10 protein-coding genes are annotated in these 13,603 nt (G+C 74.8%); 8 read left to right on the top strand and 2 right to left on the bottom strand.

The features are described from left to right. Positions 1 to 9 precede the first annotated feature (9 nt). Positions 10 to 1,626, bottom strand: a complete 1,617-nt coding sequence (locus tag ACFY15_RS24265) for a CocE/NonD family hydrolase (protein ID WP_390826056.1) — start codon at positions 1,624 to 1,626, stop codon at positions 10 to 12. A gap of 350 nt (positions 1,627 to 1,976) precedes the next feature. Between ACFY15_RS24265 and ACFY15_RS24260 the strand changes: the two genes are divergently transcribed. The 7 genes from ACFY15_RS24260 to ACFY15_RS24230 all read left to right on the top strand — a co-directional run bounded on the left by ACFY15_RS24260 (position 1,977) and on the right by ACFY15_RS24230 (position 11,217). Next, positions 1,977 to 2,777 (top strand): TIGR03084 family metal-binding protein, encoded by an 801-nt coding sequence (locus tag ACFY15_RS24260; RefSeq protein ID WP_390826055.1) that lies wholly within the window; start codon positions 1,977 to 1,979, stop codon positions 2,775 to 2,777. After that, positions 2,774 to 4,990, top strand: a complete 2,217-nt coding sequence (locus ACFY15_RS24255) for an acyclic terpene utilization AtuA family protein (RefSeq protein WP_390826054.1) — start codon at positions 2,774 to 2,776, stop codon at positions 4,988 to 4,990. The genes ACFY15_RS24260 and ACFY15_RS24255 overlap by 4 nt, the downstream gene beginning before the upstream one ends. Continuing rightward, the gene (locus ACFY15_RS24250; RefSeq protein ID WP_390687869.1) at positions 4,987 to 6,585 is read left to right on the top strand and encodes an acyl-CoA carboxylase subunit beta; all 1,599 of its coding nucleotides are present in this window, start codon (positions 4,987 to 4,989) and stop codon (positions 6,583 to 6,585) included. Before ACFY15_RS24255 ends, ACFY15_RS24250 begins: the two co-directional genes overlap by 4 nt. A gap of 8 nt (positions 6,586 to 6,593) precedes the next feature. Beyond that, positions 6,594 to 8,501 carry a biotin carboxylase N-terminal domain-containing protein gene (locus ACFY15_RS24245; protein ID WP_390826053.1) on the top strand — a complete coding sequence of 636 codons (1,908 nt, stop codon included), beginning with the start codon at positions 6,594 to 6,596 and terminating at the stop codon, positions 8,499 to 8,501. Beyond that, positions 8,498 to 9,658 carry an acyl-CoA dehydrogenase family protein gene (locus ACFY15_RS24240; protein WP_390687867.1) on the top strand — a complete coding sequence of 387 codons (1,161 nt, stop codon included), beginning with the start codon at positions 8,498 to 8,500 and terminating at the stop codon, positions 9,656 to 9,658. Before ACFY15_RS24245 ends, ACFY15_RS24240 begins: the two co-directional genes overlap by 4 nt. 198 nt (positions 9,659 to 9,856) lie before the next feature. After that, positions 9,857 to 10,597, top strand: a complete 741-nt coding sequence (locus ACFY15_RS24235) for an enoyl-CoA hydratase family protein (protein WP_390826052.1) — start codon at positions 9,857 to 9,859, stop codon at positions 10,595 to 10,597. Further along, on the top strand, positions 10,585 to 11,217 hold the full coding sequence (locus tag ACFY15_RS24230) for a TetR/AcrR family transcriptional regulator (RefSeq protein WP_390687865.1): 633 nt from the start codon (positions 10,585 to 10,587) through the stop codon (positions 11,215 to 11,217). The genes ACFY15_RS24235 and ACFY15_RS24230 overlap by 13 nt, the downstream gene beginning before the upstream one ends. 57 nt (positions 11,218 to 11,274) lie before the next feature. Here the strand turns inward: ACFY15_RS24230 and ACFY15_RS24225 are convergent, their stop codons facing one another. Continuing rightward, positions 11,275 to 12,390 carry a citrate synthase 2 gene (locus ACFY15_RS24225; protein WP_390826051.1) on the bottom strand — a complete coding sequence of 372 codons (1,116 nt, stop codon included), beginning with the start codon at positions 12,388 to 12,390 and terminating at the stop codon, positions 11,275 to 11,277. 239 nt (positions 12,391 to 12,629) lie between these two features. Here ACFY15_RS24225 and pdxH point away from each other — a divergent pair, with 239 nt between their 5' ends. Further along, complete coding sequence (gene pdxH / locus ACFY15_RS24220; protein ID WP_390687989.1) at positions 12,630 to 13,253, top strand: pyridoxamine 5'-phosphate oxidase; 624 nt, start codon at positions 12,630 to 12,632, stop codon at positions 13,251 to 13,253. Positions 13,254 to 13,603 lie beyond the last annotated feature (350 nt).

The following is a 13,603-nucleotide window of genomic DNA, read 5'->3' as shown; positions in this document are numbered from 1 at the left end:
TAAGAGATCTCACCCGAGTGGCAGCTCCACGTACGACGGTGTCGGCTCCGGTGAGGTGAAGGACAGGGTGGCCCGGGGGAGGTTGGCGTCCGCGTAGAAGGGGTCGCGGGCCGTCAGGGCCAGCATCGCGCGGTGGCCCGGCGGGAGGTCGTACGCGGTCGCCTGGAGGTCGATGTCCGCGGTGATCAGGCTGTCCGGCGGGGCGTCCAGGTCGCTGGACGGGGCGTGGGTGATCAGACGGGCCGAGCCGTCGGGGGCGAGGTCCAGCAGGTAGGCCACGAAGGTGGAGCCGGAGTTCGCCGCGCGGTACGTGACGCGCAGGCGCGGGGTGCCGCGCAGGCGGGTGGTCGCCGACGTGGGGGCCGCGGTCCACACGGCGGTGGCCGTGCGGTCCATGGCGGCGGCGTCCGGGTAGGGCCTGGGCCGGCCCGCCAGCTCCGCGTACCCGGAGCGGGCGATCGCGTCGGCGACGGTCACCGGGGTGCCGACCCCGCACAGCACGCCCGCCGCCCAGCCGGGGTCGGGGGCGTCGGACAGTTCGCCGGTGCCCGTCAGGTGGAGGCGGCGGACGCGGCGGGTGGGGACGGGCCAGGCGGGGGAGGGTTCGAGGGCGTGGCTCCACATCACCTCGGACAGCACCTGCCCCTCCGCGTCGATGCCGTTGTCGGCGCCGCAGAGGTGGTGGTCGAACCAGCGGTGGGCGTCCGTCCATATCCGGTTCGGCAGTCCGGGCAGGCCGGTCATCTCGGGGCCGCCGTGGTCGCCGATGGAGAGGTCGATGCGCTTGGGCCCGTCGAGCTCCTGGAACATCCGCAGCACCTGGTTGGCGGGGAAGAGGGTCTCGTGCCAGGCGTGGGCGTAGAACACCGGCACCCGGCGCCGGCCCAGCTCCTTGACGAGCGTGAACGGTGAGCGCTGCTCCGCCCAGGCCAGGGTCTCGTGGACGGCGCGGTGGGCGAGGACGTTCTCCAGGGCGCGCTGCGTCGGCCCGCTCAGCCGGGCCCGCGGGGAGGCGGTGAGCAGGGCGTGGGCGGCGGCGGTGCGGCGGGTGGAGTTCTCCCGGAGCACCTCCCCGAGGTCGCCCCAGCCGCTGAGGGCCGCGACCGCGTCCACCCGGGCGTCGTGCGCGGCGACGAGCTGGGCGATGCCGGCGCCGTAGGAGACGCCGAGGAGGCCGATCCGGGTGACCGGTCCGGCGGCGCGCTCCAGGAGGTGGTCCAGGGCGTGGCGGCCGTCGGTGACGTCGAGCGGCCCGGCGAAGTCGGCGTGACCCTCGGAGGCGGCGAACCCGCGCGGGCTGTAGGCGAGGACGTCGTAGCCGCGCGTCGCGAACCGGGCGGCCTGGATGGCGTACACGGGCCAGCCCAGGTCCGTCCACGGCGCGGGCATCACGACCGCGGGCCGCGGCCCCGACCCGGTGTGCCGCCAGAGCGCGGCGTCGAGGAGGTCCCCGTCGGCGCCGGTCACCTTGCCGCGGCCGAAGACGGCGACGGCCCGTACGGCCTCGGCCTCGGCGGCGCGCGCGGGCGGCAGGCCGGCGGTCTCACCGCTTTCGAGGGCGGCGGCGAAGGCGCCGAGGGCGGTGGCGTCGAGTTCGGGGTAGAGGGAGTGGGCAGCTGGGTGCACGTCGGATCATCCTCGTCGTCTCGTCGTCGAGTGGCATGGACGGGTACGGATGCGGGGGTGGGTGCGCTGCTTCTGCTCCGGCGGCGTGAGCGGAGCACTCAGTATCGGGGTGGTGCGCGGGGCGTGCTCGGGGGGCTTGCGGCGTACGGCCGGAATCGCCCGTGGGGGTGGGCGTCGCGGGCGGCTCCGTGGGCCCCGGGGGAGGGGCGGGTGGGCTCAAGTCGCCGGGGATGCAGGCGGGTTGGCCGGTGGCGGGAACCCGTCGGGTTCGGATGAAAATCATGCAAGCATGCTTGATTGTTTCTTGGCCGGCTGCCAGGCTTCCCCTCACGCCGAGAGGGGAGCACGCCGTGCCCGAGCCGTCCGTCGTCGCCGTTTTCGCCGATCTCCGCGAGGAGGGCCGTGAACTCGACTCCCTCGTAGGGGGGTTGACCGGGCCCGAGTGGGCGCGGCCGACACCCGCCGAGGGGTGGGGCATCGCCCACCAGATCGCCCACCTGCACTGGACCGACCGGGCCGCGCTCCTCGCCCTCACCGACGCCGAGGGGTTCGCGCGGGAGGTGGAGGCGGCCCTCAAGGCGCCGGACTCCTTCGTCGACGAGGGCGCCGAGGAGGGGGCCCGGCTGGCCCCCGCCGAGCTGCTGGCGCGGTGGCGGGCCGGGCGGGAGGCGCTGGACCGGGCCCTCGCCGAGGCCTCGCCCGACGCCCGGTTCCCCTGGTACGGGCCCCCGATGAAGGCCGCCTCGATGGCCGGCGCCCGGCTGATGGAGACCTGGGCCCACGGCCAGGACGTCGCCGACGCGCTCGGTGTGCGCCGGGCCCCGACGGACCGGCTGCGGCACGTCGCGCGGATCGGGGTACGGGCACGCGACTACGCGTACGCCGTGCGCGGACTGGCGGCGCCGGCAGAGGAGTTCCGGGTGGAGCTGACCGCCCCGGACGGAGCGCGGGTGTGGGCGTACGGCCCCGAGGACGCCGGGCAGCGGGTCACCGGGCCCGCGCGGGACTTCTGCCTGCTGGTCACCCGGCGCGCCCACCGCGCCGACCTCGCCCTCACCGCCGAGGGTCCCGACGCCGACCGCTGGCTGGACATCGCCCAGGCCTTCGCCGGCCCGGCCGGCCCGGGCCGCGAACCGCAGGGGCGCCGGTGACCGCCCGCCGCCCGCTGCGCATCGGCAACGCCTCGGGCTTCTACGGAGACCGGCTGGGCGCGGTCCGCGAGATGCTGACCGGCGGCCCGCTGGACGTCCTCACCGGCGACTACCTCGCCGAGCTGACCATGCTGATCCTCGGCCGCGACCGGCTGAAGGACCCCGGCCTCGGCTACGCCAGGACCTTCCTGAGGCAGCTGGAGGAAGGCCTCGGGCTCGCGCACGAACGGGGCGTACGGATCGTCACCAACGCGGGCGGGCTGAACCCGGCCGGGCTGGCGGACGCGGTGCGCGCGCTCGCGGGCAAGGTGGGGGTGCCCGTCCGCGTCGCGCACGTCGAGGGCGACGACCTGATGCCGTACGGGGACGCGGTGACGGGCGCGGACGCGGGTGCGTGGACGGGCGCGGGGGCGTGGGAGGGGGCGCTGACCGCCAACGCCTACCTCGGCGGCGCCGGGATCACGGCCTGCCTGCGGGCGGGCGCGGACGTGGTCGTCACCGGCCGGGTCACCGACGCGGCACTGGTGAGCGGGCCGGCCGCCTGGTGGTTCGACTGGGGGCCCGAGGAGTACGACCGGCTGGCGGGGGCGGTGGTCGCGGGCCACGTCCTGGAGTGCGGAACGCAGGCCACCGGCGGCAACTACGCCTTCTTCACCGCCCACGACGTGCGCCGGCCCGGCTTCCCGCTGGCGGAGGTCTCCGAGGACGGCTCGGCGGTCGTCACCAAGCACCCCGGCACCGGCGGGCTCGTCTCCCGGGGCACGGTCACCGCGCAACTCCTGTACGAGACCCAGGGCGCGCGCTACCTGGGCCCCGACGTGACGGCCCGCCTGGACACGGTCCGCCTGACCCCGGACGGCGAGGACCGGGTCCGGATCAGCGGCACCGTGGGGGAGCCGCCGCCGGACACCCTGAAGGTCGGGGTCACCCGGGTCGGGGGCTGGCGCAACGAGGTCGTCTTCGTGCTGACGGGCCTGGACGTCGAGGCGAAGGCGGCGCTGGTCCGCGAGCAGCTGGCGGACGCGCTGACGGGGGTGGCGGGGGTGAGCTGGACCCTGGCACGCACCGACCACGCGGACGCCGACACGCAGGAGGCGGCGAGCGCCCTGCTGCGCCTGGTGGTCCGCGACCCGTCGCCGGACCGGGTGGGCCGGGGCCTGACCGGCGCGGCGGTCGAACTGGCCCTGGCGAGCTACCCGGGCTTCCACGTCACGGCCCCGCCGGGGCCGGCCCAGCCCTACGGGGTGTTCACGTCGGCCCTGGTCCCGGCGGAATCCGTCGCGCACGTGGCGGTCCTCCCGGACGGCACCCGGGTCCCGGTCGGGACCGTCTCGGGGGACCCGGCTGCCCCCGGCGCGCAGGCGGGGTCGGTGCAGGCCGGCTCCGGGCTGCTGCCGGCCGGGGCCGCGGCCGTCGTGGGGGACCCGGCCGCCCCGGTCCCGCAGGCGGGGGCGGTCCGGGACGGCTCCGGGCTGCCGGCCGGGGCCGCGCACGAGGGCTTCGCCGCCCCGCCCCCTCCCGCCCCTCCCGCCGTGCCCGGCGCGGAACCCGCCGCCCGGGCGGCGCCGACCGGCGCGCAGGCCCACGGGCCCACGGTCCGCGCGCCCCTCGGGGTGCTGGCCGGGGCCCGGTCCGGGGACAAGGGGGGCGACGCCAACGTCGGGGTCTGGGCCGAGACGGACGCGGCCTGGGAATGGCTCCGCGACACGCTCACCGTCGAGGCCCTCCGGACCCTGCTCCCCGAGACCGCCCCCCTCGGGGTGGCCCGCCACGAACTGCCCGGCCTCCGGGCGCTGAACTTCACCGTCACCGGGATCCTCGGCGACGGGGTCGCCTCGGGGCACCGGTTCGACCCCCAGGCCAAGGCCCTCGGCGAATGGCTCCGCGCCCGCCACGTGGACATCCCGACACACCTCCTGCCCCCGGCCCCCGAGGACCCCTCCATCCCGGAGGGAGCTCCTGCCCTGGAGGGAGCTCCTGCCCTGGAGGGAGCTCCTGCCCTGGAGGGAACCCCCGCCCCGGAGGGAACCCCCGCCCTGGAGGGTTCCGCCCCCGGGGGGCCTTCCGCCGCCGGGGACACCTCCGCCTCCGGGGCGCCTTCCAGCGCCGGGGGGCTTCCCGCCCCCGAGGGGCCCTCCGCCCCCCAAGGCACCCCCGCCCCCGCCGGGGCGGCCGACCGTACGCCACCCGCCCCGGAGGGGATCCGCCCATGAGCCGTCTCGGTACCGCCGTCGACCCCCTCGCCCCCGAGTACGCGCAGGCCCGTACCGCCGCCCTCGAACGGCTGGACGCCCTGCACGCCGAGCACGCCAAGGCCCTCGCCGGCGGAGGCGAGAAGTACACCGCCCGCCACCGGGACCGCGGCAAGCTGCTCCCGCGCGAGCGGATCGAGCTTCTGCTCGACCCCGACACCCCGTTCCTCGAACTGTCCCCGCTCGCCGCCTGGGGCAGCGACCACCCCGTCGGTGCCTCGATGGTCACCGGCATCGGCACCGTCGAGGGCGTCGAGTGCCTGATCACCGCCAACGACCCCACCGTCCGCGGCGGTGCCAGCAACCCCTGGACCCTGAAGAAGGCCCTGCGGGCCAACGAGATCGCCCTGCGCAACCGGCTCCCCTGCATCAGCCTCGTCGAGTCGGGCGGGGCCGACCTGCCCTCCCAGAAGGAGATCTTCATCCCGGGCGGGGCGGTCTTCCGCGACCTCACCCGCCTCTCCGCCGCCGGCATCCCCACCGTCGCCGTCGTCTTCGGCAACTCCACCGCCGGCGGCGCCTACATCCCCGGGATGTCCGACCACACCGTCATGATCAAGGACCGTTCCAAGGTCTTCCTGGGCGGTCCGCCCCTCGTCAAGATGGCCACCGGCGAGGAGAGCGACGACGAGTCCCTCGGCGGCGCCGACATGCACGCCCGTGTCTCCGGCCTCGCCGACCACTACGCCGTCGACGAGTACGACGCCATCCGCCAGGCCCGCCGCATCGTGGCCCGGCTCAACCACCGCAAGCCGTACCCCGAACCGCCCCGCGCCGAGGAGCCGCTGTACGACGCGGAGGAGCTCCTCGGGATCGTCCCGCCGGACCTCAAGACCCCCTTCGACCCCCGCGAGGTCATCGCCCGCGTCGTCGACGCCTCCGACTTCGACGAGTTCAAGCCCCTCTACGGCACCAGCCTCGTCACCGGCTGGGCCTCCGTCCACGGCTACCCGGTCGGGGTCCTCGCCAACGCCCAGGGCGTGCTGTTCAGCGCCGAGTCGCAGAAGGCCGCCCAGTTCATCCAGCTCGCCAACCAGCGGGACATCCCGCTCCTCTTCCTCCACAACACCACCGGCTACATGGTCGGCAAGGAGTACGAGCAGGGCGGCATCGTCAAACACGGCTCGATGATGATCAACGCGGTGTCCAACTCGCGGGTCCCGCACCTGTCCGTCCTCATTGGCGCCAGCTACGGAGCCGGCCACTACGGCATGTGCGGCCGCGCCTACGAGCCCCGGTTCCTCTTCGCCTGGCCCAGCGCCAAGTCCGCCGTCATGGGGCCGCAGCAACTGGCCGGCGTGCTCTCGATCGTGGCGCGGCAGTCCGCCGCCGCCAAGGGGCAGCCGTACGACGAGGAGGCCGACGCCGGGATGCGCGCCTTCGTCGAGGCGCAGATCGAGTCCGAGTCCCTCCCCCTGTTCCTGTCCGGGCGGCTGTACGACGACGGCGTCATCGACCCGCGCGACACCCGTACCGTCCTCGGCCTGTGCCTGTCGGCCGTCCACAACGCCCCCGTCGAGGGCGCCCGTGGCGGCTTCGGCGTCTTCCGGATGTGAGCCCGCCCATGACGAACCCGATCACCTCCCTGCTCGTCGCCAACCGGGGCGAGATCGCCGTACGGATCTTCCGCACGGCCCGCGCCCTGGGCCTGGCCACGGTCGCCGTCCACTCCGACCCCGACGCCGACGCCCTGCACGTCCGCTCCGCCGACACGGCCGTCCGGCTCCCGGGGGCCGCCCCCGCGGACACCTACCTGCGCGCCGACCTGCTGATCGGGGCGGCCCGCGCGGCGGGTGCGGACGCCGTCCACCCCGGGTACGGCTTCCTCTCCGAGAACGCGGACTTCGCCCGCCGGGTCGAGGCCGCCGGCCTGGCCTGGATCGGCCCGCCGCCCGCGGCGATCGAGGCCATGGCCTCCAAGACCCGGGCCAAGGACCTCATGCGGGCCGCCGGGGTGCCGCTGCTGGAGCCCGTCGACCCCGCCACCGCCACCGCCGCGGACCTGCCCCTGCTGCTGAAGGCCGCGGCGGGCGGAGGCGGCCGCGGGATGCGCGTCGTACGCGACCTCGACTCCCTCAAGGAGTCCCTGGACGCGGCCGCGGCCGAGGCCCTGTCCGCGTTCGGTGACGGCGAGGTCTTCGCCGAGCCGTACGTGGAGCGCGGCCGCCACGTCGAGGTGCAGGTGCTCGCCGACGCCCACGGCACCGTCTGGGCGCTGGGCACCCGCGACTGCTCCCTCCAGCGCCGCCACCAGAAGGTCATCGAGGAGGCCCCTGCCCCCGCCCTGCCCGAGGACCTGCGCACCCGCCTGCACGCCGCAGCCGTGGCCGCGGCACGGGCCGTCTCGTACCGGGGCGCCGGCACGGTCGAGTTCCTCGTCGCCGGCGACGGCCGCCCGTACTTCCTGGAGATGAACACCCGTCTCCAGGTGGAACACCCCGTCACCGAGGCCGTCTTCGGCCTCGACCTCGTGGCGCTCCAGCTCCGCATCGCCGAGGGGAAGGCCCTTCCGCCCGCCCCGCCCGAGCCGGCGGGCCATGCCGTCGAGGCCCGCCTCTACGCGGAGGACCCCGGCCAGGACTGGCGCCCGCAGACCGGCGTGCTGCACACCCTCGACATCCCGGAGCACGTCCGCGTCGACACCGGGTTCACCGACGGGGACAGCGTCTCCGTCCACTACGACGCCATGCTCGCCAAGGTCGTCGCCCACGCGCCCACCCGTGCCGAAGCCGTCCGCGTCCTCGCCGACGCCCTCGCCCGGGCCCGGATCCACGGCCCGGCCACCAACCGCGAACTCCTCGTACGCTCCCTGCGCCACCCGGACTTCACCGCCGCCCGGTTCGACACCGGCTTCTACGACCGGCACCTCGACGCCCTCACCGACGGCGCCCCGGACCCCGCCCTCGCCTGCCTCGCCGCCGCCCTCGCCGAAGCCGCCCCGGCCCCCGGCGCCCCGCTCGCGTCCCGCCTCGGCGGCTGGCGCAACCTCCGCTCCCAGCCGCGGACGCGCCGCTACACCGTCGCCGGCACCGAGCACGAGGTCCAGTACCACCCCGTGGACCATCCTGGCGTCCGCGTCCTGGCCGTCGCACCCGGTCTCGTCACTCTCGAAGTCGACGGCGTACGACGTCCGTTCCACGTGAAACAAAAATCGAACACCGTCTACGTGGACTCCACCCTCGGCTCCCACGCCCTGACCCCCGTCCCCCGGTTCCCCGATCCCCGGGACCGCACCGAACCGGGATCCCTGCTCGCCCCCATGCCCGGCACCGTCGTCCGCGTCGCCGAGGGCCTCGCCCCCGGCTGCGCCGTCACCGCCGGGCAGCCCCTGCTCTGGCTGGAGGCCATGAAGATGGAGCACCGCATCCTCGCCCCCGCCTCCGGCACGCTCGCCGCGCTCCACGCCGCCACCGGCCAACAGGTCGAGTTCGGCGCCCTGCTCGCCGTAGTCCAGGAGGAAACGCCGTCATGAGCCCCGCCACCGAAACCGAAGAGCACCAGGCCCTGCGCGCCGCCGTCGCCGCCCTCGGGCAGCGCTACGGCCGCGACTACCTCGCCCGCCTCGCCCGCGAGGGCGGCCACCCCGACGAACTGTGGGCCGACGCCGCCAAGCTCGGCTACCTCGGGGTCAACCTCCCCGAGGAGTACGGAGGCGGGGGCGGCGGGATCGCCGAACTCTCCATCGTCCTGGAGGAACTGGGCGCAGCGGGCTGCCCGCTCCTGATGATGGTGGTCTCCCCGGCCATCTGCGGCACGGTCATCGCCCGCTTCGGCACCGAGGCCCAGAAGCGGGCCTGGCTCCCCGGCCTCGCGGACGGCAGCCGCACGATGGCCTTCGGGATCACCGAACCCGACGCCGGCTCCAACTCCCACCGCATCACCACCACCGCCCGGCGCGACGGCGACGCGTGGGTCCTCACGGGCCGCAAGGTCTTCATCTCCGGTGTGGACATCGCCGACGCCACGCTGATCGTCGGCCGCACCGAGGACTCCCGCACGGGCCGGCTGAAGCCCTGCCTGTTCATCGTCCCCCGTGACACCCCCGGTTTCTCCCGGTCGGTGATCGACATGGAACTGCAGGCGGCGGAGAAGCAGTTCGAACTGGTCCTGGACGAGGTCCGGCTCCCCGCCGAGGCGCTGGTCGGGGACGAGGACGCGGGTCTGCTCCAGCTGTTCGCGGGCCTGAACCCCGAGCGGATCATGACGGCGGCCTTCGCCATCGGGATGGGGCGGTACGCACTGGCCAAGGCGGTCGACTACGCCCGCACCCGGCAGGTCTGGAAGGAGCCGATCGGCGCCCACCAGGCCGTCGCCCACCCCCTCGCGGCGGCGCACATCGACCTGGAGCTGGCACGGCTGATGATGCAGAAGGCCGCGCGGCTGTACGACGCGGGCGACGACATGGGGGCCGGCGAGGCGGCGAACATGGCGAAGTACGCGGCGGGGGAGGCGTGCGTGAAGGCGGTGGACCAGGCCGTCCACACCCTGGGCGGGAACGGACTCACCCGTGAGTACGGGCTGGCCTCCCTGATCACGGCGGCCCGTGTCGCCCGGATCGCCCCGGTCAGCCGGGAGATGATCCTCAACTTCGTCTCCCACCAGACCCTGCGCCTCCCGAAGTCCTACTGACCGCCCGCGCCCCGTCACCGCGCACCCCCCGGCCGGTGCGGCGGTGGACCCGACCGGGTGAACGCCGGACCGCCGACGGGCCCGCCCCGCAGGGGCGGGCCACGGGCGGGGCCGAGCCCCCCGGGTCGCGCCGCGTACCCTCCCCGGTGGGGCCGGCCGGGAGGATGGCGCCCCGTCGGCAGACCCTCCGGAGGAGACATGGCCCCACTCGTGCACGCCGCCCAGGCGGCCGGCATCACCACCCTCACCCTCGACTCCCCGGCCAACCGCAACGCGCTCTCCGCGCAGCTCGTCGGCGAGCTGCGGGCCGCGATCGCCGAGGCCGGAGCGGACACCGGCACCCGCGCGGTGCTCCTCACCCACACCGGCAACACCTTCTGCGCCGGCGCCGACCTGAAGTCCCCCTGCGACCCGGCCGACTTCCTCGCCCTGCTGCGCGAGCTCACCACGCTCCCCAAGCCGGTCGTCGCCCGCGTCACCGGGCACGTCCGCGCCGGCGGCCTCGGCCTGCTCGGCGCCTGCGACATCGCCGCCGCCGGGCCGGAGTCCTCGTACGCCTTCACCGAGACCCACCTGGGCCTGGCCCCCGCCGTGATCTCGATGACCCTGCTGCCCCGCCTCGACCCCCGCGCGGCCTCCCGCTACTTCCTGACCGCCGAACCCTTCGACGCGGCCGAGGCCGCCCGCATAGGGCTGCTGACCCTCCACACGGACGGGGACCCGGACACCGCCCTGGCCCCCGTACTCGACGGACTGCGCAAGGCCTCCCCGCAGGCCCTGGCGGAGACCAAGGCGATGGTGGCCGCCGGCGTACGGGAGGCCCTGGACCGGGACGGCGACCGCCTGACGGAGCTCTCCGCGCGCCTCTTCGCCTCCGCCGAGGCCCGCGAGGGCATCACCGCCCGCTTCGAGCGCCGGGACCCGTCATGGGTACGCTGACCGGCGCCGACACCACCGGCACGCGCCCCCGCCCCGGCGCGGGCGCCGTCCCCAAGCAGGCCCGCAGCCGGGTCACCCGCCGCCACCTGCTGGAGGCGGCCGTCTCCTGTCTCGCCGAGCACGGCTGGGCCGGCTCCACCGTCTCCGTCGTCGCCGAACGCGCCGGGGTCTCGCGCGGTGCGGCCCAGCACCACTTCCCGACCCGGGAGTCGCTGTTCACGGCCGCCGTCGAGTACGTCGCCGAGGAACGCTCCACCGCCCTGCGAGAACTCTTCCAGTCCGCTCCGGCCCCCCGGCCGGCGGTCGTCGAGGCCCTGGTCGACCTCTACACCGGAGCCCTGTTCCGGGCCGCGCTCCAACTGTGGGTCGCCGCCTCCAACGAGGAGCAGCTGCGCCCCCAGGTGACCGAGCTGGAGGCCCGGGTCGGCCGGGAGACGCACCGCATCGCCGTCGAGCTGCTCGGCGCGGACGAGTCGGTGGCGGGCGTGCGGGAGACCGTGCAGGGCCTCCTCGACATGGCCCGGGGCCTGGGCCTGGCGAACGTGCTGACCGACGACACGGCCCGCCGGGACCGGGTCGTCGCCCAGTGGTCCCGGATCCTCGACGCCGCGCTGGGCTGAGACGCGCGAGGGCGCCGCACCCCTGCGAGGGGGTGCGGCGCCCGGACGGCGGAGCGGTCAGGCGGTGGAGGCGATGTCCGTGATGGTGGCGTATCCCTCGATCTCACGCGGGTCGCGCCGGCCCGGGCCGATGTAGCGGGCCGAAGGGCGGACCAGGCGGCCCGTGCGCTTCTGCTCCAGGATGTGCGCGGACCAGCCGGCGGTCCGGGCGCAGCTGAACATGGAGGTGAACATGTGCGCCGGGACCTCCGCGAAGTCCAGCATGATCGCGGCCCAGAACTCCACGTTCGTCGCGAGCACCCGGTCGGGGCGGCGCGCGTGCAGCTCCTCCAGCGCGGCCTTCTCCAGCGCGGCGGCCACCTCGTAGCGGGGGGCGTCCAGCTCCTTGGCCGTGCGCCGCAGGACGCGGGCGCGCGGGTCCTCGGCGCGGTAGACGCGGTGCCCGAAGCCCATGAGCCGCTCGCCCTTGTCCAGGGCCTTCTTCACGTACGCCACGGCGTCGCCGGTGCGCTCGATCTCCTCGATCATGCCGAGGACGCGCGAGGGCGCGCCGCCGTGCAGCGGACCGGACATGGCGCCGACGGCGCCCGACAGGGCCGCGGCGACGTCGGCGCCGGTGGAGGCGATGACGCGGGCGGTGAAGGTGGAGGCGTTCATGCCGTGCTCGGCGGCCGAGGTCCAGTAGGCGTCGACGGCCTTGACGTGCTTGGGGTCGGGCTCGCCGCGCCAGCGGATCATGAACCGCTCGACCACGGACTCGGCCTTGTCGATCTCCCGCTGCGGCACCATGGGCAGGCCCTGGCCGCGGGCGGACTGGGCGACGTAGGAGAGCGCCATGACGGCGGCCCGCGCGAGGTCGTCGCGGGCGGTCCGCTCGTCGATGTCGAGGAGCGGTTTCAGGCCCCACACGGGCGCGAGCATGGCGAGCGCGGACTGCACGTCGACGCGGATGTCACCGGAGTGGACCGGGATCGGGAAGGGTTCGGCGGCCGGCAGGCCGGGGTTGAACGCACCGTCGACCAGCAGGCCCCAGACGTTCCCGAAGGAGACATGGCCGACGAGGTCTTCGATGTCCACCCCCCGGTAGCGGAGCGCTCCGCCTTCCTTGTCGGGCTCGGCGATCTCCGTCTCGAACGCGACGACCCCTTCGAGTCCGGGTACGAAGTCGGACATCTGGCGGCTCCCTCAGATAGTGCGAACACGCGCGGCTCCCGGCGTGATTCGCGGTCCGGCGCGGTCATCACCGTTGATGCCCGGCACGGCCGATGGTCATCCGTGCGGGGACCCTCGGACCGGCCCCAAGATTTTGTCCGTTCCACCGGACCTTCGGAAGCGTGACATACGGCACACCCGCCGTCGGGTTGCTGCGGCAGGATGGCCGTGTGACCGATCAGGACATTGACCCCTCCGCCATGCGCACGCAGTACCGCTCCGAGATCGTCGAGGAGGCGGGTCTCGACGAGGATCCGATGGCGCAGTTCGCCCGGTGGTTCCAGCAGGCCGCCGACTCGGACCTCTTCGAGCCGAACGCGATGGTCGTCTCGACCGCCACCGCCGACGGCCGGCCCAGCTCCCGCACCGTACTGCTGAAGCAGTTCGACACGCGGGGCTTTGTCTTCTTCACCAACTACGGCTCCCGCAAGGTGCGGGAGATCGACGAGAACCCGTACGTCTCGCTGCTCTTCCCCTGGCATCCGATCGCCCGCCAGGTGATCGTGACGGGCCGGGCGGTCCGGGTCGGCCGCGACGAGACGGCCGCCTACTTCCGGTCCCGGCCGCACGGCTCCCAGCTGGGCGCCTGGGCGAGCGAGCAGTCCCGGGTGATCGCCTCGCGGGCCGAGCTGGACCGCCGTTACGCGGAGCTGGCGGAGCGCTACCCGGAGGGCGAGCAGGTGCCGGTGCCGCCGGAGTGGGGCGGGCTGCGGGTGGTGCCCGACGCGCTGGAGTTCTGGCAGGGGCACGAGAACCGGCTGCACGACCGGCTGCGGTACGTCCTCGACGGGGGCGGGTGGCGGATCGAGCGCCTCTGCCCGTAAGGGCGGGGAGAACGCAGACGACCCGCGGGCTCGGGTTCCTCTCCTGCAGTGAGAGGAGCCGGCCGGACGTGCCGGCGAGCCCGCGGGTCGGGTGACTGCTCGGGATTGGCGCCGGGCGGATTCCGCCGGGCACCGCACTGGGTGCGCTGCTGACGACGGGCCCTTAGCCCGCAGCCACCTCACGCGTCCGGTTTCCGTACATTTCGGGAACCACCTCCCTTCTCGTGTACGGCAGAGCCTATGCCTCCTCCCGGAGGGCCTCAACTTATTTCTCAGGCTCCGCGCGGATGTCGGCAACTGCCCTACTGTGTAAGGCCGTTCCTCCCTACACTGGCTCTCCGTCATCGGGG

Origin of the sequence: Streptomyces sp. NPDC001373 (genome assembly GCF_042895815.1) — a bacterium.
In the GTDB taxonomy this organism is placed as follows: Bacteria; Actinomycetota; Actinomycetes; order Streptomycetales; family Streptomycetaceae; genus Streptomyces.
This window is presented reverse-complemented; position numbering and strand designations above follow the sequence as displayed.

Excerpts from the sequence above, each read along its gene's own strand:
- ACFY15_RS24250 (WP_390687869.1), top strand. The coding sequence starts at position 4,987 with ATGAGCCGTCTCGGTACCGCCGTCGACCCCCTCGCCCCCGAGTACGCG.
- ACFY15_RS24245 (WP_390826053.1), top strand. The coding sequence starts at position 6,594 with ATGACGAACCCGATCACCTCCCTGCTCGTCGCCAACCGGGGCGAGATC.
- ACFY15_RS24240 (WP_390687867.1), top strand. The coding sequence starts at position 8,498 with ATGAGCCCCGCCACCGAAACCGAAGAGCACCAGGCCCTGCGCGCCGCC.
- ACFY15_RS24235 (WP_390826052.1), top strand. The coding sequence starts at position 9,857 with ATGGCCCCACTCGTGCACGCCGCCCAGGCGGCCGGCATCACCACCCTC.
- ACFY15_RS24230 (WP_390687865.1), top strand. The coding sequence starts at position 10,585 with ATGGGTACGCTGACCGGCGCCGACACCACCGGCACGCGCCCCCGCCCC.
- ACFY15_RS24225 (WP_390826051.1), bottom strand. The coding sequence starts at position 12,390 with ATGTCCGACTTCGTACCCGGACTCGAAGGGGTCGTCGCGTTCGAGACG.
- pdxH (WP_390687989.1), top strand. The coding sequence starts at position 12,630 with ATGCGCACGCAGTACCGCTCCGAGATCGTCGAGGAGGCGGGTCTCGAC.